The sequence below is a fragment of the Metabacillus dongyingensis genome (assembly GCF_019933155.2).
In the GTDB taxonomy this organism is placed as follows: domain Bacteria; phylum Bacillota; class Bacilli; order Bacillales; family Bacillaceae; genus Bacillus_P; species Bacillus_P dongyingensis.
Genome location: NZ_CP082944.1, coordinates 4,450,281 through 4,474,114, shown reverse-complemented (window position 1 = coordinate 4,474,114; position 23,834 = coordinate 4,450,281). Strand labels below are relative to the sequence as shown.

The window sequence follows — 23,834 nt, the reverse complement described above, 5'->3', positions numbered from 1 at the left end:
ATGGCTGGTTTTGAAGCAGCAAATCTTTTCACGGTGCAAGTCTTAAAGGAGACTGCTGATTCCGGGGTATCCACCGCCGTTTTTCTATATTTTATCAAAAAAGCAGCGGAAGAATAGGTGTGTTAAAAAGGTTTATATGAACTTTTCTTGAATAAAAGGGTAAGGATAAAAATGCGGAGGTGGAGAAAGTGGAATTTCGAATCGAAAGAGATACGATGGGTGAGATTAAAGTTCCTGCAGATAAGTTTTGGGGGGCTCAGACACAGCGAAGCAAAGAAAACTTTAAAATCGGTATGGAAAGAATGCCTCAGGAGCTGATTGACGCATTCGCTATTCTAAAAAGAAGCGCAGCTAAAGTGAATGGAAGATTAGGAAAGCTAAGCGCTGAAAAAGAGAGAGCGATTGTGAAAGTATGCGATGATATCCTAAGCCGAAAGCTTGATGAACACTTTCCTCTGGTTGTATGGCAGACAGGAAGCGGAACGCAAAGCAACATGAATGTAAATGAAGTGATTGCAAACAGGGGAAACGCGCTGTTAAATGAGTCTGATCAAGTCATCCATCCCAATGATGATGTCAACATGGGACAAAGCTCGAACGATACGTTTCCGACAGCTATGCATGTTTCAGGAGTGCTCTCTGTTTTTGATTCATTGGTTCCGGCAATTGATAAGCTCTATTTAACACTTGTAAACAAATCCAAAGAAAATGAAGATATCGTCAAGATCGGCAGAACACATCTTCAGGATGCTACCCCGCTCACATTGGGCCAGGAAATAAGCGGCTGGGTTCATATGCTGCAAAAATCGAAAGATATGATTCTGTTATCTGTAGAAAAAATGAGGGATCTTGCAATAGGAGGTACAGCGGTAGGCACGGGGATCAATGCCCATCCTGATTTTGGGAGACTTGTAGCTGAAGAGATCAGTCTATATACAGCAACAAAATTCCGCACATCAGAAAACAAGTTTCACGCCCTGACCAGTCATGATGAGATTGTCTTTGTTCATGGGGCCTTAAAAGGACTTGCAGCAGATTTAATGAAGATTGCAAATGATGTAAGATGGCTTGCAAGCGGTCCTAGGTGCGGGATCGGCGAAATTACCATACCTGAAAATGAACCGGGAAGCTCCATTATGCCCGGAAAAGTGAACCCAACCCAAAGTGAAGCCATTACGATGGTGGCAGCACAAGTGATGGGGAACGATGCAACGATCGGATTTGCAGCAAGTCAGGGAAATTTTGAACTGAATGTGTTCAAGCCGGTTATTATGTATAATTTCCTGCAATCGGTCAGACTGCTTGCTGACTCGATTCACTCCTTTAATGACCATTGTGCGATTGGCATCAAGCCGAATTTGGATGTAATAGATAAATATTTAAATGAATCTTTGATGCTTGTAACAGCTTTGAATCCTCATATTGGTTATGCAAATGCAGCAAAAATAGCGAAAGAGGCCCATAAAGATGGAAGCACTCTGAAAGAAGCTGCATTAAAGCTTCAATTGCTGACCGAACAGGAATTTGATAAGTATGTGAATCCGCTCGATATGATTGGACCGCGGGGGAAATAGGCTAAATGACGGTGTCACTATTTATCTTGAAGTTTTATAACAAAAAAGTGATTGTCTGAAAAACAATTTTATTAAATGATGTTCAATAAAATGGCGCTTCTAATGGAGAGGCGTCTATCTATATTGGAATATTTGACGGAAGCCACCATAAATAGGTCTTTTGAGAAAAAGAATTTTATCAGAAGGTTCACCAAAGTTTTATCAAGAGTTTGTATTGAGGGGAGTGCAGCTTTTTGGAAATAGTTGAAATACAACAGCGGATAGACTTATTTGACAAGGCAGTTGCTGTTTTTTGGGAAGAGTGGGGAAACGAACACAATTATAAGTTTTATCAAGATTGTATGATTCATTCATGCAAAACTGAAGATGAAATACCAAGGTTCTATATAGCGATAATAGATGATTGTATAGTGGGGACGTTCGCATTAATTAGAAATGATCTTAACAGTCGTCAGGACATATATCCTTGGCTTGCTTGTTTATATGTACTTCCAGAGCATAGAGGAAAAGAAATTGGTTCCCGACTGCTTAAGCATGCCATAGAAGAAACAAGCAGGAAAGGATTTGAAAATCTTTATTTAAGCACGGATTTGGAAGGGTATTATGAAAAGTATGGCTGGACGCACAAAGGAGAAGTATTTGGTGTAAGCGGCGGCTCGTTAAAGATATATATAAAATCAACAAAGGCAGATATTTTTGCAGCAAACGGCGGGGAATGCAGCACATAGTGATTGTTCTATTAAACTATGAGTCGTGCAGTAACAAAATGAGAATGGAAATAACACAGTAGCCAGCAAGATTTAACGGCAGAAAAGTCCTGCTAATCACTATGTGAATATTCAGACCCTATTATTTACCACAATGGCTTATCTTCTTCTGTGTATTCATAGTAGTAAGGCGACAGCAGGACGGATAGCATTCCTGCAAGAATAATGGCTGTTATTCTTACTGCAGCATCAGCACCCGCCATGGAACTGATAAAACTCGCAGCAACGATTGGGATTGCGATAAAGAGTGTTCCCTTTGTTCTTGATTTAGGGGTTGGATACAAGCTTGTTCCGCATTTAGGGCATATTAGAATTCTAGTAAATTTCAGCGTGGTTAGAAGCGTTTCTTTCCAGGTGAATTTATAATGGCAAGACGTGCATGTCGGCAGTTTCAACGCGTGGCCTCCTGGCTGTTTAGTGTCAATTTCCTATATTGTAGCATTGATGGGAATTACAGAGAATACAGGCGGAAAAAAAGTACTCCTAAAAGCAGGAGTACCCGTGTTATTCCGTTTCTTTCTTCCATTTTTCTTCAATCAGCATTTTTCCCGGCCAGGTGTAGGCCATAATTCCGCCATCTGCCGTAATATCTTCTCCCGTCACATAAGAGCTGTCTTCAGATGCCAGGAAAAGAGCTACAGTCGCTATTTCTTTTGGACTTCCTAATCTGCCGAGTGGCGTCATCCACTTATTAGCATCTCTGAATTTCTGTCCCATTTCTTCTTCTTTGCTGCCTGCAAGGGCATCAATTAAGGGTGTTTCAATTGTGCCTGGAGATAAAGAGTTCACCCGAATTCCATTCCGGGCATAATCGATGGCCATAGCTCTTGTAAAGTTTGTGATGCCGCCTTTTGCGGCATTGTACCCTGAACGGTCAAGATCCGCTGCACGGCCGGACATTGAGGAGGTGTTTATAATGGAACCGCCATTTTCAAGCATAAGCGGAATCAAATATTTGCTGCATAGAAATGTTCCGCGCAAATCCACAGCCATTATACGGTCAAACAGTTCAACAGGATATTCGTGCACTTTGCCGCCCTGCTGATCGACACCTGCATTGTTGAAGAGGATATCAATCTTACCGTAAACCTGTTTTATTTTTTCAGCAAAAGAGACCACACTCTCTTCATTGGCAACATCCAGATAATAAGCCTCCGCCTGTCCTCCATTTGAGCGAATGGCTTCAACCGTCTCTTGCAGCTGCCCTTCCTTGATATCTGCACAAACCACGGTTGCTCCCTCATTTGCGAAAACCTCCGCAGTCGCAGCGCCAATCCCGGTTGCAGCTCCAGTTATAACCGCCAGTTTATCCTTTAATCTTCCCATATGGAAAACCCTCCTTTTACTTATCTGCCCTTTATTTTCCCTGTATGTGAAGCTGTAAACATAAAGTGCAAGACGCCCTTTTTTAGAAAATTTAAACAACTTTGTTTATAGAGAGGAAGATTCATTGTATAATAATCTCACAACATACTAACCGGTCAGTTTATCTCTGTTCAATTATAAAGGAAAAGGGGAATGAAAATGACTCAGCTGTCTTATTGGCCATCCTATCTGCCGGAAACCCTGCAATACCGGCATGGAGAAAGACCGCTTCACGAGTATATTGATCAGCATTGTGATGAAAAACCTGATGCAATTGCCTATTCGTATTATGGAAGAGAAATTTCCTGGAAAGAGCTGAAGAAAAAAATCTGCCAGCTGGCCGGTTTTTTAAACCGAAATGATGTAAGAAAAGGGGATGCAGTGGGATTATTTATGCAGAATTGCCCTCAATACATCATTGCGCATTATGCCATACAAAAAATTGGAGGAATCGTTGTCCCCCTTAATCCAATGTACAAAGAATCTGAGCTGTCCTACTTTTTTAAAGAAGCAGGGATGAAAGGAATAATAGCCGGCTGCGAATTATATTCAAGGGTTCAGACAGCAGTTAGTGATCTGGATAATCCGATTCTTTCTATTACCGTTCATTACGGAGATTTTATTCCTGAAACGCCTGCTCTTAAGCTGCCTGAAGACTTACCTATTTCAAAACAAACTTTTGAGTCCGCACATGATATGAATGATATTTTTAGAGAAGAGGATCCGCTGAATAAAAATGCGGAGATTGATACCTGGAATGATATTGGATTAATGATCTTTACTTCAGGTACAACCGGAAGACCAAAGGGTGCACTTCTAACTTATGGAAGCTCTCTTTATAAAACAGCTGCAACTGCAGAAACCAATGAAATGAGGGAAGATGACCGTTCACTGGCGATTGCTCCTTTATGTCATATTGCAGGAATGGTCATGGGTGTGAATATTCCTGTTTACTCAGGAAACACTTGTTATCTATTAACCAGATTTGATCCTGAAACTACTATTGATGTGATTGAAACATACAAAATAACTACTTGGTACAGTGTTGCACCGATGAATGCAGCGATTTTACATACACCGGGTGCGGACAAAAGAAATCTTACATCTCTCAGGCATAATCCCTCTACAAGCTTTGGAATGCCGGTAACAAAAGAACTGGCTGATAAATGGCATGAGCTTACGAAAGGATGCATCATGCATGAGGCATCTTATGGTCTGAGCGAAACCCATACATGTGATACGTTTATGCCTAAAGATAAGATAAAGTTCGGAAGCTGCGGGATCCCAGTCTATGAGAATAAAATCAAAATTATAGCTGGTGAGACAGGGTCTCCGGCTGCTCCAGGCGAAAGAGGAGAAATTGCTGTCAAGAATCCTGGGATTTTCAAAGGCTATCTAAACAGAGCAGATGCAACCTCTGAAACCTTGAGAGATGGATGGGTCTTTACAGGTGATATCGGAATGCTTGACGAAGAGGGGTATCTCTATTTCTTTGGCCGCATGAAGGAGCTTATTAAATGCTCAGGATACAGTGTTTTCCCTGAAGATGTTGAAGCTTTATTGAATGAGCATCCTGCAGTTATGCAAAGTGCTGTCATCGGGATCCCGGATTCTGTCCGGGGCGAAAGCGTTAAAGCCTTTATTGTGCTGAAACCAAATGAGAGAGAAAAAGTGACGGAAGAAGAAATCTTTAACTGGTCTAAAAAACATATGGCTGCCTACAAATACCCCAGAGAGATTGAATTTAGAGATGAACTGCCTTCTACAAGCTCAGGAAAAGTTTTGAGGAGGTTATTAAAAACACCTGAAAATGAGGGGGTAAAAAAATGAATGAAGTAAAGAATTCCGTTCATGACGCAGTTGAGGATCTGAAAAGGAGAAAAGAAAAAGCCAAGTTTGGCGGGGGGCAGGAGAAAATTGATTTGCTCCACAAAAATGGTTTTCAGACTGCAAGAGAAAGAATCCAATTGCTGGCTGATCCTGACAGTTTTTTGGAGCTTGGGATGCTGAATCACTCTGATTATCCAGGTGCAGAAGAAAGAAGCTATGGGGATGGGTTAATAACCGGACTAGCAAAAATTGATGGCCGGCCTGCAGTTATTATGGCTGGTGACAAAACGGTTTTTGCCGGCACAGAGGGATCTGTTCATATAAGGAAATCCAAAAAAGTACATGAATATGCTTTGAAACGGGGATTGCCGCTGTTTAATCTGAATGAGGGAGGAGGACTTAGGATGCCTGATGGGATGGGCTCCGATGGCATTAGCGACAAGCTGTTCCCTCAAGAAATGTTAACCCATTCAAGACAAGTGCCTTTAATGACGGCGATAGTGGGAGACAGTTTTGGAGGGCCGACATGGATGGCGGTATCCTCTGATTTTGTCACGATGCTAAAAGGAACATGTATGGCTATTGCAGGTCCGAGAATGCTTTCGATGGCAACAGGTCAAAAGGTTAATACGGAAGAGCTTGGAGGCTGGCAGGTTCATGCAGAAGAAACAGGACAGGCAGATTCCTTTGGCAGTACGGAAGAACAATGTATAGAGCAGCTGAAAACCTTCTTCAGCTATATGCCGTTAAATGCTGATGATGAGCCTCGTTACATTGAGACAAATGATGATCCGTACCGCAGTGCAGGAAACCTATTGAATATTTTGCCGGGACAGAAAAACAGAGTCTATGATATGAAGGAGATCATTCGGGAAATCGTAGACAATCAGCAGTTTTTTGAATATAAATCTACTTATGGAGAAGGCCTAATTACGGTATTTTCCAGAATGAATGGAAGAGTTGTCGGGATCGTTGCAAATCAGCCAAAGAAATTTGCCGGAGCTGCGGGACCAAAGGAGTGCGATAAGGCCACTGATTTTATATGTCTGTGTGACTCCTATCATATTCCGTTAATCTTCCTGCATGACACACCAGGATTTAGAATAAGTCAAGAAGCTGAGCGGGATAAAATGCCGACTAAAATCATGATCTGGAATCAGGCACTGGCTCAGTCAACTGTACCTAAAATCTCAGTTGTCATCAGAAAAAGCGTTGGCGCTGCTTACGGAAATATGTGCGGACCGACGATGGGGGCTGATTTTGTCTTTGCTTGGCCAACAGCTGAAATTAATTTCACTGGACCAGAGGTCGGCATCAATGTTGTATACGGCAGGCAGCTCCAGAATGAAATCAGTCAGGATGAAGCAAGGAAGAAATTGCTCGGGCAATGGGCCTTTGACAGCTCCCCGTACAAAGCAGCATCCAAGCATTATATTGATGATGTGATCGATCCAAGGGACACAAGGAAATATCTGTGTAAAGCGCTAGAATTTGCCGTTGTTAAAAATGGGACAAAAAGTGAACGCAGATTAGCGAATTGGCCGACAGGATATTAAAAGAAACACTGTACAAAAATGACAATTTTCTCAGAAGTTCCAATATAATTGGGGAGGATGAAATTTTCAGTCAAAAGGAGAACATATATGGTACGTACAGCATCAAAAGCCATTATTATTCAAGAAAGCAAGATTTTGGTCATCAAGAAAGAAGATGAGATTGGACCATTCTACATTTTGCCAGGAGGCGGACAAGAGCATGGCGAGAACCTTCATGAAAATTTGAAAAGAGAGTGCATGGAAGAGATTGGGGTTGAAGTTGAGATTGATGACCTGATTTTTGTTCGGGATTATGTTGGGGGTAATCATGGGTTTGATTGGGATAGAGAATTCCATCAATTGGATTTGATGTTTCTATGCCGCATTAAAGAAGGGCAGCCTGAACCGGCAGCAGGTATCATTCCGGATGACGGCCAAATTGGTGTAGAATGGCTGCCCGTAAAAAATCTTACCGATTATCGGCTTTATCCGATGTCGATGCTGCCTTCCATTATGGAGCTTGAATCTGGGAAGCATCCGGAAAAGATTTATTTGGGAGATGTTAATTAAGATGGGAATTGAAAGAGCAGCATGAAAGCTGTTCTTTTTTGTTATTGGATGCTAGCACAGAAATCATGGACTTCAACATAAAAATACGGCCTTTTAAAAAGGCCGTCTGCTATCTTTTTGGTACTTTCACATAAAACGTACTCATTCTATCCTCATTCATAGCCCAAACTGTACCGTGATGAAGCTCAGCAATTCTTTTTACGATGTTGAGCCCAAGCCCGAATTCACCGCTGCTGCCTTTATGAAATGGCTCAAACAGATGAGGCAGAATGTCTTCTTCAATCGGGGGTCCATCGTTCCATATTTTAAGAAGGAAGTCATTCCCCGCTTTTTTTAGATGAACACCGATTATTGAATCCGCATACCTGAGCTGATTTTCAAATAAGTTTTCAAGCAGCTTGATCCACAGCTCTTCATCGCCATGAATAGCCGCCTGGTCCAGTTTTATTTCATAATCAAGCTCCTGGCGTGACCATTTGATGCGGTCAATGACCTCGCGAACCGTCATATTCAGCTCAACCTCCGCCGATTTGCCTGAGTTGCGTGAAGATAAGTAATCCAGCTTCGTTATATACAGCAAGTCTTTAATTTTTTTCTCAAGACGCTCCGCTTCTTCCTCTATAACATCCATCGTGCTGGTCAGATCGCCTTTAGGATAAATGCCGTCATTTACAGATTTCGCATATCCTCTGATTACCATGACCGGTGTTTTCAAGTCATGAGAGATGTTCTGCAGCAGGGTGCGCTGTGCTTCATCCTTTTGAACAAGCCGTTTCCGCATTACTTCAATTGTTTCTCCAAGTTTTCCGATTTCATCACTTCGATCAAGTACAACCGGTTCATGCCAATCTTCATTCGAAATTCTTTTAACATCCTTTTCTAAAGAAACAATTGGACGCGACAGATACTTCGCAAGCCAAATAGATGGAATCCAGCTGAAAAGAAACACAATGATCATGACTAAGACAAGCTGCTTAAATAAAGTCAAAACAAGATCATTCCGGTAAGAGTCCCATGCATATGAAAGAAGAAAAGCCGGCTGGCCGTCAACTGTCACCTTCTTGATTACAAAAAAGAGCCGTTCATTATTAATTTCCCTTGAGTATTCTTCCGTAATATCCTTTTGAGCAGAAGCAAGTGTTTGCGTTTCTTGAAGAAATCTAAGCGGCAGCTTTTTTTCGTTGTAAAAAAAAGGCGCGCTCTCAGGGAGAATGATGTGCTGAACCGAACGGTCAGGGGAGAGCTTCTCTCCATTTCCGGTAAGAGGATCCATTTGGATATTTCCCTGTAGGTGGTATTCCGTCAATATATGCTGTTCATTTTCAATCGTTGTGTAGATTTCTTTCGTGAAAAAATTCCTGAGTGTAGTCGGGAAAATAATCATCAGCATCAAAGAAATGACGAGAAGAATGCCAGAGATCACAATCCATATTTGAAAAGTCAATGATTTATTTTTCATTATCCTGTCAGCATCCTGTACCCATATCCGTAGATGGTTTCTATTTTTAAGTCAGGCATTTTTTTTCGGAGCCGGCGGACGAGATCATCAACCACCCGGTCTGTGCCAAAATAATCGCTGCCCCAAATGTGCTCAATCATTTGTTCGCGCGAAAAAGCCTGACCTTTGTTATGCAGAAACAGCAGCAATAAATCAAATTCCTTAGAAGTCAGATTTAGATTTTCATTATTCAGCGAGACAGAACGCACACTTTCATCAATGGTATAAGGCGGAAGCTGCACACTTGTTTTAACTGAGCTGCTCTCATAAACACGGGTCAGCAGCTTCTGAACGCGAATCACAAGTTCACGGGGGAGGAACGGCTTTGAAATATAGTCATCGCTTCCAAGCTCAAGCCCAAGCACCCGGTCAATATCTGTATCCCTTGCAGAAATGAAAATAACGGGAGTATCTGACGATGCCGCTTTAATTTCTTTTATTAATTGATAGCCGTCAACATCCGGCACCATGATATCGAGAACCCAAAGGTGAGGAGTTTCATGAATGGCCTGGCGCGCATTTTCCCCATTAGTAAATGAGGTAACCTTAAAGCCTTCCTTTTCCAGATATTTTGTCAGCAAATCATTTAAATTCTGTTCGTCTTCCACAAGAAAAATAGAGTAGGACAATCCAGTTCACGCTCCTTCTTAAACGTAATTATACAATGTCATCACGGATAAGGTCATCATTTGACAATTTCACATAATCTTTTCATCTTTCTCCCAAAATGATTTTTTATAGTAGGGTTAACAAAGAAATTCACTAGGAGGAATCAGGATGGGATATTACGACGATACAGAACGAAAAGATACATTATTAGACCCGGACGCACGCGAGATCATGGTCAGATCGGGACATCCTCAAAAAAAGCCGTCCAGATGGAGAGCGGTTATGTCATCTGTTATCAGCGGGGTAGTAGGCGGAGCGCTGGTGCTTGGGGTACAGCCTTTCCTTGATGATGAGACAAGCACACAGGAACCTTCTTATTCCATTGATTCTAATACGGCTGAAGAAGAAAACGACTCAAGTACTGTGAACACACAGCCTATCAGTCAAACGAGCGACATTGCGGACATGGTCGAAAATCTGTCGCCTGCGATTGTCGGGATATCAAACAAACAGCAGCAGCAGGGTTTTGGCGGCGGAACACAGGATGCTGAAGCAGGCACGGGTTCAGGTGTTATTTTCAAAAAAGATGGGGAAACAGCCTATATTATTACAAATAACCATGTAATTGAGGGTGCAAGCAGCATCGAAATCTCCTATTCAGATGGAGAAAAATCGAAGGCTGAGCTTGTTGGAGCTGATCCGCTGACAGATACAGCCGTTCTTAAAATTGACAGCAAGTTTGCAAAAACAGTTGCCGACTTCGGCGATTCAGGACAGCTTCGTGCAGGTGAAAGAGTCGTTGCGATCGGAAATCCGCTTGGACTGGATTTCTCCCGCACCGTTACTGAAGGTATTATAAGCGGAACGGACCGCACCATTCCCATCTCAACTTCAGAAGGCAGCTGGGAATTGAATGTTATTCAGACGGATGCGGCAATTAACCCCGGGAATAGCGGTGGACCCTTGCTGAACATGAGCGGCCAGGTCATTGGCATCAACAGCTTGAAAATCACACAGGATGGTGTTGAGGGATTAGGATTTGCTATACCAAGCAACGACCTTCAGCCAATCGTTGATGAACTGCTTGAAAAGGGAAAAGTAGACCGTCCGTTCTTAGGAGTAGGACTCCTTGACTTAAGCGAAGTGCCTGAACAATACCGTACAAACACACTTCAGCTGCCGAATGAAATAACAGAGGGAGTCTTCGTTCAGGGAGTAAGCCCGTCTTCACCAGCTGCAGAAGCAGGAATGCAGGAAGGCGATGTCATTGTAGCAATGAATGGAACGAAGATCAAAAATTCAAATGAGCTTCGCAAATTCCTCTATTCACAAACAAGTATCGGCGATAAAATTGATGTTGAATTTTACCGCCAGGGAGAAAAGGTAACGGAAAAAATAACCTTGTCTCAGAAAGAGGTTGTGAATAGTTAATATAGATTACCCCCCTTTTGTACAGCCCCGGTTTTCGGGGCTGTTTTTTTTGTTTTGCTGTAAACCGGGATTCTGAAGAGTGCTGATATGAGATTAAGGAGGTAATTGGAAAGCGGCCACAAATCCGATGAAAGTCGTCAGCAGAAACTAATGCAAAGCGGTCATAAAAACAATGTAAGAAGACAGAACTCTCTTCTTTTTGAGGGATCCCCATAATAATCATCCAGCATTTTCTTCCCGCATCTTCCCTCATAAAACAGGAATCATTACGAACAAATATGATAACGCAATTTCATGCACGCAAATAACATTGCCTAAAGTTACATAAAATAACCGAAATATGAACGGATGCCACCATATAAGGGAGTTCAATCATGAAACTACAAAAAATGTTAGAGGAGACCGGTCATTCTGCTTTCTGCAGCGAAGAACTGGAATCTGTTGATATTAAAGGAATTGAAGCAAATTCTTCTAAAATAGAAGAGGGCTATTTATTTGTAGCCATTACAGGATATCAGCGTGATGGGCACGATTATATACAGGATGCAATAGATAGAGGTGCGGCGGCAGTAATTGGAGAGCAGAATTTGGCAGATTTGACCGTACCCTATGTAAGAGTTGAGAATAGCCGTGATTCTTTGGCTAATCTGGCGGCACATTTCTATGATTTTCCGTCTGCTAAACACATTATGATCGGAATTACGGGTACAAACGGGAAGACTACAACTTCTTTTATGCTCAGACATATCCTTGAATATGCAGGTTATTCTTGTGCATTGTTTGGAACAGTACACAATGTAATAAATGGGCAGACCTATGATTCGAAAAATACAACACCTGATTCACTGGAATTACAAAAGCTTTTAGCCAAAAGCGATGATGATATTGTCATTATGGAAGTTTCTTCACATGGCTTAGCTCAAAAAAGGCTTGAAGGCATTGAATATGACATCGGTCTGTTTACAAATCTTGCTCATGAGCATTTGGATTATCATCATACGATTGAAGAATATTTTGAAGTGAAGCAGCTGCTTTTTTCAAAGTTAAAAGAAGGCGGACAAGCTATTATCAGCACTCATGATGAGTGGGGAGAAAAGCTGACGGATTTGCTGAACCAGAGAAAAATCAAAGTGTCGACTTTTGGAAAAACAGAAAAGGACGATCTTATTTTTGATTCTAAAAGTGAGTTTCACTGCTCAGATTTCGAAGTCACAGAGTCTGGAAAACAGCTTCATTTTCAGATGACAATTCCTGGTCTTCATAATATTTATAATGCTTCCATGGCCTATCTGACCGGAAGAAAAATAGGAATTGAATCTGACCGGCTGATTGATGCATTCAAAACATTTCCGGGAATTCCGGGCAGGTTCGAAATGTACAGTCATCCCAATGATGCCACGGCTGTCATTGATTACGCGCATACAGCTGATGCATTTTCTTACTGTTTAAAAACAGCCCGTGATTGCGGGGCAAAACGAATCCTGCATGTATTTGGATTCAGGGGAGACCGTGATGAAAGCAAGCGGGATGAAATGATGGCAGTCTCATCGCAAATGACTGACTGCACAATTCTGACGTTAGATGATCTTAATGGAATTGATCAAAACGATATGATAGCAGAGCTTGAAAAATATCGTGAGGCTTCCGGCAAAGCAGCGGATCTTATCATACCTGACAGGACACTTGCCATAAAAAAAGCCTGGGATATGGCAGAAGCGGGAGATTGGATCCTTGTCACCGGAAAAGGGAGCGAAGTGTATAAGGACAACTATGAACTCCCGTCTAAATCCGATCAGGAAACTTTCGCATTGCTGATCGATCAAAATACGACAATTGCAACTTGATTTTAAGAATAGGTGTATCAAAAAATGACAGATAAGGGCAAACCAATTATGGTTCTGCTCTTTTTCTTTATAACCGCGATAAGGATAGAGAAATCGACAATAAATTATACTCTGTTGTAAGATGTATGGAATGATAAATTTAAAGGATGATTCCTCATGATGCATTTACTGCCGTTAATGTTAGAAAGAATGGGCATTATTTTTATTGTTGCATTCTTGCTCTCAAGACTTAAATCTTTCCAAAGAATTATAAATAATGATCAGCGGATTTCAGGAAAGATGTTATTGATTGCTGTATTTGGAATTTTTGGGATCATGAGCAACTATACGGGAATTGAAATTAATCCTAATTCTGTGGCGGAGCATACTTGGCTTTTGGAGGTTGAACCTGATAGTGCCATTGCCAATACAAGAATATTAGGTATTGGAATCGGCGCCTTGCTTGGCGGGCCATTTGTTGGACTGGGTATTGGTTTGATTGCAGGGCTTCACAGGTTTACTCTGGGTGGTTTTACAGCAGAGGCATGTGCAATTTCAGCTGTTTTAGCGGGCCTTGCCGCAGGATATATAGGTGTACAATACCGCAAAAAATCCAGGATTACCCCGTTGTTTGCGGTAAGTGTAGGTGTAGTGATGGAAATCATTCAAATGGGGATTATCCTGCTTGTCACAAAACCTTTTGAAATGGCCTTGGATCTTATTAAGGTGATCGGGATTCCGATGATTGTAATTAATGGATTCGGGACACTTTTGTTTATGTTTATTATTCAATCCATCTTTCGCGAGGAAGAACGTGCACGTGCAGTACAAACAAATAAAGCCTTCCACATTGCCGATCAAACGCTGCCTTTCTTTCGCCAGGGTTTGAATCCTGACTCATGTAAAGAAGTGGCGCAAATTTTGTTAAGGCTGACAGATGCAGACGCTGTGGCAATTACCGATCAGAAGCAAGTATTAACACATGTAGGTGCAGCTTCCGACCATCATCTTCCTTTGAAAGGACTTGCGACCGGATTAACGAAAAAAGTGCTTGAAGAAGGAACCATCATAACTGCAAGGAAAAAGGAAGAGATCTTCTGTTTTAATGAAAATTGCCCATTACAGGCAGCGGTTGTACTGCCTTTAAAAGTACATGATAAAACGGCAGGAACTCTTAAACTGTATTTTAAGCATCCAAATCAAATGAATGAAGTTGAACAAGAGCTTGCAGAAGGGTTAGCGAATCTTTTTTCAACTCAATTGGAACTAGCCAAAGCAGAGCTGCAAAGTAAATTGCTGAAAGATGCGGAAATAAAAGCATTACAGGCTCAGGTTCATCCTCATTTTTTGTTTAATGCCATCAATACGATTTCTGCTTTATGCCGTACGGATGCTGAAAAAGCAAGAAAACTATTACTGGAGCTCAGTGTATTTTTCCGCAGTAATTTGCAGGGATCCCGTCAAACGGTCATTACGCTTGAAAAAGAATTGGAACACGTTAAAGCTTATTTATCATTGGAACAAGCACGTTTTCCAAATAAATATACAATCACGTTAAGAATGGAAGAAGGCCTTGAAAAGGTTACTCTTCCTCCATTTACATTACAGCCGCTAGTAGAAAATGCCATCCGTCATGCTTTTTCTCATGTGAAAAGCAAAGGTCATGTTTTGATTCACGCCTATACAAAGGATGAAAAAATGTATGTATTGGTTGAAGATGACGGAAAAGGAATGACTAAAGATGAGACAGAGTCATTAGGAAAACAAGCTGTAAAGTCTAAAGAGGGCACTGGGACTGCACTGGTAAATATACGTGAGCGGCTGGAAGGGATATACAATATGAAAGCTGGCATCCATATCCACAGTGAAGAAGGTATAGGTACAAAAGTACTTGTAACAATACCTCTTGATAAAAAAGGAGTATACGAAAACCATGTTAAAGGCTTTTATAGTAGATGATGAACCGTTGGCGAGAGATGAATTAAAATATCTCCTGCTTAGGAGTAAGAGGATAGAAATTGTTGGGGAAGCCGACTGCATAGAAGATGCTATCCAGCAAATACTTGATCGCAAACCGCATCTCGTGTTTTTGGATATAGAACTTGCCGAAGACAGCGGCTTGCAGTTAGCCGAGCAAATTCGAGCATTAGAACCTTCACCTGCAATCATTTTTGCTACTGCTTATGATGAATATGCTTTAAAAGCATTTGAATTGGATGCAGTTGATTATATTTTAAAACCATTTGATGAATTGCGGATACAACAAACCTTAGATAAAATTTTCAGTCTTAAAACGATTGGCGGAATAGAAACCCAATCAGATACCCGTTCTTATAAAATGGAACAAACAGGGAAAATACCTCTATTGGTTGAAGAACGGATCGCGTTAGTAGATATTCCAGCAATTGTCTACGTTGGTTCTGCAGAAGGAAAAACGCTTATTAAAACAATGGAGCAGGAATATAAAACGGGAGAACCGTTAGTAACAGTTGAGAAGAAACTGAGCCATGATTCGTTTGTGCGTGTACACCGGAGCTTTCTTGTCAATTTGCAGCACATTTCAGAGATTGAACCATGGTTTAACTCAACATATAATCTCATCATGAAAGATGGATCGAAAGTACCGGTAAGCCGTACTTATGTAAAAGAGCTGAAACAGCGGCTGGGATTTTAATTCTTGCTGAAAAAACCGCTTTCATTCTTTTGCATTTCAACCTGACTATTTTGCACCTCATTCCTAATATCCGACAGGTTATCATGAAAACGCTGTGAATTCGCTTTCATTTAGTATGATAATTTTACGAATATGGTTTTAGGAGGCAGTGCAAAATGAATGCGATTACAATTGTAATAGGATCCATGTGTATTTTAATGATAGCTTATCGTTTATACGGCACTTTTCTGGCTGTAAAGGTCTTAAAATTAGATGATTCCAAAAAAACGCCAGCTCATGATCTTGAGGATGGAAAAGATTATGTGCCTACGAACCGCTGGGTTACTTTTGGCCATCACTTTGCTGCCATTGCAGCTGCAGGTCCATTGGTAGGTCCTATTTTAGCGGCTCAATTTGGCTATTTACCCGGGCTGCTGTGGTTATTAATTGGGGCAGTAATCGGCGGAGCCGTTCATGATGCAGTTGTCCTTTTTGCATCAATGAGAAAAAATGGTCAATCATTAGCTGAAGTTGCTAAAGAAGAATTAGGTCCTGTAGCAGGTTTTTGTACAGGCCTCGCGATGTTATTTATTATTACGATTACGATGGCAGGCCTTTCCATGGTTGTTTTACACGCTTTAGAAAAAAATCCGTGGGGAACTTTTTCAGTTGGAATTACGATTCCAATTGCAATGGGAGTAGGTTTGTATCACAAAAAGACCGGAAATCTAAAAGGGGCTTCTATTGCAGGTTTTATTTTGATATTAGCTGCAGTTTTTACTGGTCCATACATTCAGAATACGATCATTGGTGACTGGCTGACCCTTGATTCGAAAACCCTTTCTATTATTTTGCCGATCTATGCTTTCTTTGCCGCAGCTCTGCCAGTGTGGTTATTGCTTGCACCTCGGGACTATCTGAGTAGCTTTATGAAAATCGGAGTTTTTATCGCTCTTATCCTGGGAGTTTTCGTCGTAAATCCCGATATTCCATTTCCAGCTGTAACAGAGTTTGTTAATGGAGGAGGTCCCATTCTGGCAGGACCGGTTTGGCCGTTCATATCCATTACGATCGCATGCGGAGCAATTTCAGGTTTCCACGCCTTTGTTGGATCTGGTACAACACCAAAAATGATCGATCGATGGAGTGATATAAAAGTAGTTGGCTTTGGTGCCATGCTTGTAGAATGTTTAGTAGGGATTATGGCTTTAATTGCGGCCACAGCCCTGCAGCCTGGAGATTATTTTGCAATCAACTCTACACCTGAAGTGTTTAGAACATTGGGCATGGATGTTGTAAACCTTCCAATGCTGAGCGAGGCAATTGGGCTGAACTTAGAAGGAAGAACTGGCGGAGCGGTTACACTGGCTGTTGGAATGACGTATATCTTTACTGAAATTCCATGGTTCAGCAAGCTTTCATCTTACTTCTTCCAGTTTGTTATCATGTTCGAAGCACTCTTTATTTTAACAGCTATTGATTCAGGTACACGTGTTTCCCGTTATCTGATTCAGGATTTCATAGGTGTCTTCTATAAACCAATGAAACGAGTGGACTGGATCCCGGGAGCTGTTTTTGCAAGTGCATTGGCCTGCTTCTTGTGGGGCAGCCTGCTCTTTACTGGAGACATTGGATCCGTATGGGCGCTGTTCGGTGTATCTAACCAATTAATGGCCTCAATCGGATTGATTGTCGGAGCAACGGTTATTTTGAAAATTGCAGATAAACGCAGATACATGCTCACGTGTTTGATACCGCTTGCATACTTGTATGTAACTGTAAACTATGCGGGCTACTGGATGATTAAAAATGTGTATCTTAATTCAGCTGCACCTGGCTACAGCGTGTTAAACGCAGCATTATCCATTATCATGCTGATTTTAGGGATTATTATTATGGTTGCAGCCGTTAAAAAATGGCTTGCAAATTGGAATAGCCCGCGGGCCCAATTAGCCAAATCAGCATAATGTTTGATTGGACCGTCCTTATTATAAGGGCGGTTTGTTTATTTTAAGGATGTATGTCCCTTGGAAAATCTGACAAAACATCCAAAGGCATCTTGACATAAATCCATTTCAATCATACACTAACGGTAGACATTAGTTTATCAGAAAATTCAGTATGAAGTGAGAATAGATATGAGCATACAACCGGATCATCGTATTGGGAGAAATGCCATGCAGCTCGTTCTAATCGGTGAAAATGATCATTTTTACGGGGAACAGCTGACAGAGCAGGGGTTTCAATTTTGTCAGGGGAAAACGGGTTCAATGGAGACGCATAAAGTAGTGGCGGCCATTGAAACTGCAGCAAAGCGTTCAGGTGTGATATCACCTGATGGATACCGCGAAACACACGCTTTATATCATGCCATCATGGAAGCGCTTCATGGTGTGACAAGAGGGCAGGTTCAGCTTGGAAGTGTTTTGCGAACAGTTGGTCTTCGATTTGCCATTGTCCGGGGGAAGCCTTACGAGGCAGAAACAGAAGGTGAATGGATCGCGATTGCTCTGTATGGCACAATAGGTGCTCCTGTCAAAGGATCAGAGCATGAGGCAATGGGTTTGGGAATTAATCATATATAAGATGCGCCCATAGTTAATAGATAGCAGGGGGCTGTATCGGTAGAAAACACGGTTTAACGTGTTTCTATTGGTATGGCCTCCTTTTTGTTTTTCATTTTGATTAAAAGAGGAGCAGATTATGATCGAATTAACGGGAAGTACACTCACAATTGAATCCGCAAAGAAGGTTTTATATGAAAAAGCTATGATCCATATTCCTGACTATGTATGGGATAAGGTGGAAAAGAGCAGAAAAGCGGTTGAAAACATAGTGGCTCAGAAGAAGGTCGTTTACGGTATTACAACGGGATTTGGGAAGTTCAGCGATGTACTGATTGATGCGGAACATGCAGAAGAGCTGCAAATCAATTTGATTCGAAGTCATGCATGCGGTGTCGGAGATCCGTTTCCTGAAGAGGTTTCCAGGGGGATGCTTTTGCTTCGGCTTAATGCATTATTGAAAGGTTTTTCCGGTGTCCGCAAAGAGGTATTATCTTTACTTGCTTCACTCCTGAATCATGAAATTCATCCTGTTGTGCCCGAGCAGGGCTCACTTGGTGCGAGCGGGGATTTAGCGCCTTTATCTCATATGGCTCTTGTTCTTGTAGGTGAAGGTGAGGTTTTTTACCAGGGGCGGAAAATGCAGACTGCAGAAGCGTTTCAGACAGCGGGACTTCACCCTGTTACTCTGCAGGCTAAAGAAGGTCTGGCTTTAATCAATGGCACACAGGCAATGACAGCAATGGGCCTCGTCAATTACATCGAAGCTGAAGCGGTGGCGCTGCAGGCAGACTACATTGCTTCGATGACGATTGAAGGTCTGAGGGGAATCATTGATGCGTTTGATGAGGACATTCATATTGCCCGGGGCTACAAAGAACAAATTGAAGTAGCCGAGCGAATCAGCGGGATTTTAAATGGCAGCTATCTCGTGACGCATCAGGGAGAGCTGAGAGTTCAGGATGCCTACTCATTAAGGTGCATTCCGCAGGTTCATGGGGCAAGTCTTCAGGTCCTTTCTTATGTAAAAGATAAGCTTGAAATTGAAATGAACGCTGCTACGGATAATCCGCTGATTTTTGATGATGGCAAAAAGGTTTTGTCAGGAGGGAATTTCCACGGTCAGCCAATTGCGTTTGCCATGGATTTCTTGAAGGTTGGCATCGCCGAGCTTGCAAATATTTCGGAACGCAGAATCGAAAGACTTGTCAATCCGCAGCTCAATGATCTGCCGCCGTTTTTGAGTCCAATGCCCGGTCTTCAGTCCGGAGCGATGATCATGCAATATTGTGCTGCGTCGCTTGTCTCTGAAAACAAGACGCTTGCACACCCGGCAAGTGTTGATTCAATTCCATCATCAGCCAATCAGGAGGATCACGTCAGCATGGGTACGATTGCCTCAAGGCACGCCTATCAAATTATTCAAAACTGCAGACGTGTTCTTGCCATTGAATTGATTTGTGCGATGGAGGCAGCAGCCTACCGGGGAATTGAGAAAATGTCGGAAACGACAAGAACATTTTATTTTCATGGAAGAACTGTTGTCCCGGCTATTACGAAGGACAGAGTATTTTCAAAGGATATAGAAGCAGCTGCGGCCTGGCTGAAAAAAGCAGATGTAAAGAGATTTAAAAAAGATTATAACGATACAAAGGGGGAAATTTTATCATGACAGCAAAATTCACAGGAGCAAAACGGGGAACTGAATTAGACTGTAAAGGATGGGAGCAGGAGGCAGCGCTTCGCATGCTGATGAATAACCTGGATCCTGAAGTTGCAGAAAAGCCGGAGGAGCTCATTGTTTATGGAGGAATTGGAAAGGCTGCAAGAAATCAGGAGTCACTGGATGGAATCGTCCGATCGTTAAAATCATTGGAGCATGATGAGACACTTCTCATTCAATCGGGGAAGCCTGTAGGGATTTTTAAAACGCATGAACATGCCCCGCGGGTTCTGCTTTCAAACTCTGTACTTGTCCCTAAATGGGCAGATTGGGAAAACTTCCACGAGCTTGATCAAAAAGGCCTGACCATGTATGGGCAAATGACGGCGGGAAGCTGGATCTATATCGGAACACAGGGAATTCTTCAAGGAACCTATGAAACGTTTTCTGCTGTGGCAAAAGAGCATTTTGGCGGGAGCTTAAAAGGCACAATTACATTAACGGCGGGCCTTGGCGGAATGGGAGGGGCACAGCCTCTTGCCGTAACGATGAACGGCGGAGTTGTTATTGCTGCCGATGTTGATCAAAGCAGAATTGAGAAGAGACTTGCGACAAAGTATTGTGACAGGCTGACTCATTCTTTTGATGAAGCGGTGCAGTGGGCAATGAAGGCTAAGTCAGAAGGCAAAGCCCTTTCAATTGGATTAGTGGCAAATGCAGTAGATGTCCTTCATGAAGTGATTAAGAAAAACATAAAGATTGATATCCTTACTGACCAGACATCCGCACATGACCCGTTAAATGGGTATTTTCCGCAAGGTTTATCGATGGATGAAGCGATGCAGATAAAAAGGGATCATCCAGATTTGTATGTTGAGAAATCCAAAAAATCTATGGCTGAGCATGTAAGATGCATGTTAGAGCTTCAAAAGAGCGGAACCATCGTCTTTGATTACGGCAATAATATTCGCCAGGTAGCAAAGGACGAAGGAGTGGAAAATGCATTTGCATTTCCGGGCTTTGTGCCAGCCTATATTCGTCCGCTGTTCTGTGAGGGCAAAGGTCCTTTCAGATGGGCAGCTCTATCTGGAGATCCTGCAGACATCCACCGCACAGATCAGCTGATTAAGGAGCTTTTTCCTGAAAATGAAGCCCTTCTGCGCTGGATTGATATGGCACATGAGCATGTTGCTTTTCAGGGACTGCCGGCACGTATTTGCTGGCTCGGCTACGGTGAACGGGTGAAGATGGGCCTCGCCATTAATGAATTAGTCAGGACGGGAGAACTGAAAGCACCGATCGTCATTGGACGCGATCACCTTGACTGCGGTTCAGTTGCCTCGCCAAATCGCGAGACAGAGGCGATGAAGGACGGAAGCGATGCAATAGGAGATTGGGCAGTGTTAAATGCACTAGTTAACACATCAGCCGGAGCGAGCTGGGTATCCTTCCACCATGGCGGCGGAGTAGGAATGGGCTATTCTCTGCATTCCGGTATGGTTGTTGTTGCTGACGGAACGGAAACAGCAAAACGCAAATTAGAAAGAGTTCTCGTATCTGATCCCGGGATGGGCATTATCCGTCATGCAGATGCAGGCTACGAAGAGGCACAGACTTTTGCAAAAGAACATAATGTACGTATTCCAATGCAGGAATAGAGGGAGGTTCTTTCATGAAATATGATCTAATACTTGAAAATATAGGCCAGCTCTTAACAATGGATTATGAAAAAGAAGGTCCACTCTGCGGCAGGGACATGGATGAGCTGATTGTACTTGAAAACAAGGCACTTGCGATTGCTGATGGGAGAATAGCTGTGATAGGTTCAAACGAAGAAGCAGCTATGTGGACGGCTGAAAAAAGAATGGATTGTGAAGGGAAGCTTGTTACACCGGGCCTCATTGATCCACATACTCATTTAGTGTTTGCCGGATCCCGTGAGCATGAAATGGGACTGAAGCAGCAGGGTGTTCCTTACTTGGAAATCCTGAAACAGGGCGGCGGCATTCTTTCGACTGTAAAAGCAACGCGGGCTGCAAGTGAAGCGGAGCTTTATGAAAAAGCAGCCGGCCATCTTGACCGGATGCTTTCATATGGAATGACGACGGTTGAAGCGAAAAGCGGATACGGACTGAACGCAGAAGCAGAACTGAAGCAGCTTAGGACCGCAAAAAAATTAAACGCGGAGCACGCAGCCGAAGTTGTTTCAACCTTTTTGGGTGCGCATGCCATACCTCCAGAGCATAAGCATCAGCCGGATGTTTTCTTAGAAGAAATGGTTCAGCTGCTTGATGTCATTGAAAAAGAAGAATTAGCCCAATTTGTAGATATCTTTTGTGAAACAGGCGTTTTCTCGATTGAACAGTCCAGAGTGTTTTTATCAAAAGCAAAGCAAAAAGGATTTCAGGTGAAAATTCATGCCGATGAAATTGATCCATTAGGAGGAGCAGAATTGGCTTCTGAGCTCAGTGCTGTCAGTGCAGAGCATTTAGTTGGAACTTCAGATGAAGGCATTAAGCAGCTGGCTGCAAAAGGGGTTATCGCCTGCCTGCTGCCCGGTACTTCTTTTTATCTGAACAAACCGGATCATGCCAAAGCAAGAAAGATGCTCGAGGAAGGAGTGGCGGTGACTCTTGCGACTGATTTTAATCCCGGGAGCTGCCCGACTGAGAATCTGCAGCTGATCATGTCTTTCGCAGCGGTTATCTATAAAATGACGGTCAAAGAAATTTGGAATGCTGTCACCATTAATGCAGCCCATGCCATCGGGTTAGGCGGCGAACGGGGGATAATCGCGCCAATGAAGCAGGCGGACCTTGTCATCTGGGATGCGGGAAACTATGAATATATCCCTTATCATTTCGGAGTGAATCACGCAGGGACCGTTATCAAGAAAGGTGCCATAGTATATGAAAAGGGGGATCACTGTGAACCGTCTTCCCTTTCTTTCACATGATGCAAGATTCGTAGACCGCGGGATTTCACGGGCGGGAACGTTATTGAAAAAACGGGATCATGAAATTGCCGAAGGCATTGGGTTAGTGGGAGTTCCATTATCGAAGCCATCGATCAGTCATTCAGGGGCATCTTTTGCTCCTGAAACAATAAGAAAAATGATGAACGCTTTTACCACCTACTCTGTTCAGAACAATACAGATTTGAAAAAAGAGAGAATCATAGACTTTGGGGATATATCCATGCATGTAACAGATCTATCTGAATCGCACCGGAGGATTGAAACGACGGTGGAAGGAGTTTTGGGTGAACATCCTTTAATGGTTCCTATTTTTCTTGGGGGCGATCATTCTGTTACAGCGCCGATTTTTACAGCTTTTCAAAAAGAAAAAGGAAAGGCTGGGATTATTCAGTTCGACGCGCACCACGATCTGCGGAACCTTGAAGATGGAGGACCGTCAAATGGAACACCTTTTAGACAGCTGATCGAAAAAGGTGTACTGCAGGGAAAACACCTTTATCAAATTGGCATCCGCGACTTTTCAAATGGCAAAGAATATACCGATTATGGCAAAGAAAATGGTGTCCATATCTTCACCGTGCAAGACGTGTACAAAAGAGGAATTCTCTCAATTTTACAAGAGAGTGTGAGTGGGCTCCTGAAAGAAGTTGACGTCATCTACGTATCTCTTGATATGGATGTAATGGATCAGGCGTTTGCACCAGGCTGCCCTGCCATTGGTCCAGGCGGGATGGATTCACGGATGCTGATTGAAGCTATACGATTTTTAGGAGAAGTTCCAGCTGTAAAAGCAATGGATATTGTTGAAATTGACCCGACACTCGATTTTCGGGATATGACGAGCCGTTTGGCAGCTTACTGTGTCTTAACCTTTTTAACAGGTTACAAGAGCAGAAAGTAGAATTGGGTTTTATAAATTGAAAAACGGGATTTCATGATGATAGAAACCTATTTCTGAGGAGCAGATGTTCAGAG

General features: G+C 42.5%; 19 protein-coding genes. 15 read left to right on the top strand and 4 right to left on the bottom strand.

The window, feature by feature from the left end; genetic code table 11:
- The first annotated feature begins 188 nt into the window (after window positions 1-188).
- Entirely contained in the window at window positions 189-1,574 is a 1,386-nt protein-coding gene (gene fumC / locus K8L98_RS22185) for a class II fumarate hydratase (RefSeq protein WP_223438134.1), read from the top strand.
- Window positions 1,575-1,807: 233 nt separating this feature from the next.
- Window positions 1,808-2,302: a GNAT family N-acetyltransferase gene (locus tag K8L98_RS22180; protein ID WP_223438133.1), complete on the top strand. Its 495-nt coding sequence runs from the start codon at window positions 1,808-1,810 to the stop codon at window positions 2,300-2,302.
- A 125-nt stretch (window positions 2,303-2,427) separates the two neighbouring features.
- Here the strand turns inward: K8L98_RS22180 and K8L98_RS22175 are convergent, their stop codons facing one another.
- On the bottom strand, window positions 2,428-2,736 hold the full coding sequence (locus tag K8L98_RS22175; protein WP_223438132.1) for a TIGR04104 family putative zinc finger protein: 309 nt from the start codon (window positions 2,734-2,736) through the stop codon (window positions 2,428-2,430).
- 109 nt (window positions 2,737-2,845) lie between these two features.
- Complete coding sequence (locus tag K8L98_RS22170; protein ID WP_223438131.1) at window positions 2,846-3,667, bottom strand: SDR family oxidoreductase; 822 nt, start codon at window positions 3,665-3,667, stop codon at window positions 2,846-2,848.
- 198 nt (window positions 3,668-3,865) lie between these two features.
- Here K8L98_RS22170 and K8L98_RS22165 point away from each other — a divergent pair, with 198 nt between their 5' ends.
- From K8L98_RS22165 to K8L98_RS22155, 3 genes are all read left to right on the top strand, one after another.
- Complete coding sequence (locus K8L98_RS22165; protein ID WP_420828805.1) at window positions 3,866-5,536, top strand: class I adenylate-forming enzyme family protein; 1,671 nt, start codon at window positions 3,866-3,868, stop codon at window positions 5,534-5,536.
- Window positions 5,533-7,092 carry an acyl-CoA carboxylase subunit beta gene (locus tag K8L98_RS22160; protein ID WP_223438129.1) on the top strand — a complete coding sequence of 520 codons (1,560 nt, stop codon included), beginning with the start codon at window positions 5,533-5,535 and terminating at the stop codon, window positions 7,090-7,092. Before K8L98_RS22165 ends, K8L98_RS22160 begins: the two co-directional genes overlap by 4 nt.
- Window positions 7,093-7,179: 87 nt before the next feature.
- A complete protein-coding gene (locus K8L98_RS22155) occupies window positions 7,180-7,641 on the top strand; it encodes an NUDIX domain-containing protein (RefSeq protein ID WP_223438128.1) in 462 nt (153 codons plus the stop codon).
- A 109-nt stretch (window positions 7,642-7,750) separates the two neighbouring features.
- Here K8L98_RS22155 and K8L98_RS22150 read toward each other — a convergent pair whose 3' ends face one another.
- A complete protein-coding gene (locus K8L98_RS22150) occupies window positions 7,751-9,100 on the bottom strand; it encodes a sensor histidine kinase (RefSeq protein ID WP_223438127.1) in 1,350 nt (449 codons plus the stop codon).
- Entirely contained in the window at window positions 9,100-9,768 is a 669-nt protein-coding gene (locus K8L98_RS22145) for a response regulator transcription factor (protein ID WP_223438126.1), read from the bottom strand. The genes K8L98_RS22150 and K8L98_RS22145 overlap by 1 nt, the downstream gene beginning before the upstream one ends.
- Window positions 9,769-9,916: 148 nt before the next feature.
- On the opposite strand from K8L98_RS22145, the gene K8L98_RS22140 reads away from it, so the two are divergent.
- From K8L98_RS22140 to hutG, 10 genes are all read left to right on the top strand, one after another.
- The gene (locus tag K8L98_RS22140; RefSeq protein WP_223438125.1) at window positions 9,917-11,179 is read left to right on the top strand and encodes a S1C family serine protease; all 1,263 of its coding nucleotides are present in this window, start codon (window positions 9,917-9,919) and stop codon (window positions 11,177-11,179) included.
- Window positions 11,180-11,553: 374 nt separating this feature from the next.
- On the top strand, window positions 11,554-13,023 hold the full coding sequence (locus K8L98_RS22135; protein ID WP_223438124.1) for a UDP-N-acetylmuramoyl-L-alanyl-D-glutamate--2,6-diaminopimelate ligase: 1,470 nt from the start codon (window positions 11,554-11,556) through the stop codon (window positions 13,021-13,023).
- A 156-nt stretch (window positions 13,024-13,179) separates the two neighbouring features.
- A complete protein-coding gene (locus K8L98_RS22130; protein ID WP_223438123.1) occupies window positions 13,180-14,961 on the top strand; it encodes a sensor histidine kinase in 1,782 nt (593 codons plus the stop codon).
- The gene (locus tag K8L98_RS22125) at window positions 14,936-15,676 is read left to right on the top strand and encodes a LytR/AlgR family response regulator transcription factor (protein WP_223438122.1); all 741 of its coding nucleotides are present in this window, start codon (window positions 14,936-14,938) and stop codon (window positions 15,674-15,676) included. Before K8L98_RS22130 ends, K8L98_RS22125 begins: the two co-directional genes overlap by 26 nt.
- 155 nt (window positions 15,677-15,831) lie before the next feature.
- On the top strand, window positions 15,832-17,622 hold the full coding sequence (gene cstA, locus K8L98_RS22120) for a carbon starvation protein CstA (RefSeq protein ID WP_223438121.1): 1,791 nt from the start codon (window positions 15,832-15,834) through the stop codon (window positions 17,620-17,622).
- A gap of 171 nt (window positions 17,623-17,793) precedes the next feature.
- Window positions 17,794-18,240: a histidine utilization transcription antiterminator HutP gene (hutP, locus tag K8L98_RS22115; RefSeq protein WP_223438120.1), complete on the top strand. Its 447-nt coding sequence runs from the start codon at window positions 17,794-17,796 to the stop codon at window positions 18,238-18,240.
- 118 nt (window positions 18,241-18,358) lie between these two features.
- Complete coding sequence (gene hutH / locus K8L98_RS22110; protein ID WP_223438119.1) at window positions 18,359-19,891, top strand: histidine ammonia-lyase; 1,533 nt, start codon at window positions 18,359-18,361, stop codon at window positions 19,889-19,891.
- The gene (hutU, locus tag K8L98_RS22105) at window positions 19,888-21,540 is read left to right on the top strand and encodes a urocanate hydratase (RefSeq protein ID WP_223438118.1); all 1,653 of its coding nucleotides are present in this window, start codon (window positions 19,888-19,890) and stop codon (window positions 21,538-21,540) included. Before hutH ends, hutU begins: the two co-directional genes overlap by 4 nt.
- A gap of 14 nt (window positions 21,541-21,554) precedes the next feature.
- A complete protein-coding gene (gene hutI / locus K8L98_RS22100; RefSeq protein WP_223438117.1) occupies window positions 21,555-22,838 on the top strand; it encodes an imidazolonepropionase in 1,284 nt (427 codons plus the stop codon).
- Window positions 22,810-23,760, top strand: coding sequence for a formimidoylglutamase (hutG, locus tag K8L98_RS22095; RefSeq protein WP_223438116.1), 951 nt, complete (start codon window positions 22,810-22,812; stop codon window positions 23,758-23,760). Before hutI ends, hutG begins: the two co-directional genes overlap by 29 nt.
- Window positions 23,761-23,834: the final 74 nt, after the last annotated feature.

Coding starts and splice junctions, on each gene's coding strand:
- K8L98_RS22170 (WP_223438131.1), bottom strand. CDS start 3,667: ATGGGAAGATTAAAGGATAAACTGGCGGTTATAACTGGAGCTGCAACC.
- K8L98_RS22165 (WP_420828805.1), top strand. CDS start 3,866: ATGACTCAGCTGTCTTATTGGCCATCCTATCTGCCGGAAACCCTGCAA.
- K8L98_RS22160 (WP_223438129.1), top strand. CDS start 5,533: ATGAATGAAGTAAAGAATTCCGTTCATGACGCAGTTGAGGATCTGAAA.
- K8L98_RS22155 (WP_223438128.1), top strand. CDS start 7,180: ATGGTACGTACAGCATCAAAAGCCATTATTATTCAAGAAAGCAAGATT.
- K8L98_RS22150 (WP_223438127.1), bottom strand. CDS start 9,100: ATGAAAAATAAATCATTGACTTTTCAAATATGGATTGTGATCTCTGGC.
- K8L98_RS22140 (WP_223438125.1), top strand. CDS start 9,917: ATGGGATATTACGACGATACAGAACGAAAAGATACATTATTAGACCCG.
- K8L98_RS22135 (WP_223438124.1), top strand. CDS start 11,554: ATGAAACTACAAAAAATGTTAGAGGAGACCGGTCATTCTGCTTTCTGC.
- K8L98_RS22130 (WP_223438123.1), top strand. CDS start 13,180: ATGATGCATTTACTGCCGTTAATGTTAGAAAGAATGGGCATTATTTTT.
- K8L98_RS22125 (WP_223438122.1), top strand. CDS start 14,936: ATGTTAAAGGCTTTTATAGTAGATGATGAACCGTTGGCGAGAGATGAA.
- cstA (WP_223438121.1), top strand. CDS start 15,832: ATGAATGCGATTACAATTGTAATAGGATCCATGTGTATTTTAATGATA.
- hutP (WP_223438120.1), top strand. CDS start 17,794: ATGAGCATACAACCGGATCATCGTATTGGGAGAAATGCCATGCAGCTC.
- hutH (WP_223438119.1), top strand. CDS start 18,359: ATGATCGAATTAACGGGAAGTACACTCACAATTGAATCCGCAAAGAAG.
- hutU (WP_223438118.1), top strand. CDS start 19,888: ATGACAGCAAAATTCACAGGAGCAAAACGGGGAACTGAATTAGACTGT.
- hutI (WP_223438117.1), top strand. CDS start 21,555: ATGAAATATGATCTAATACTTGAAAATATAGGCCAGCTCTTAACAATG.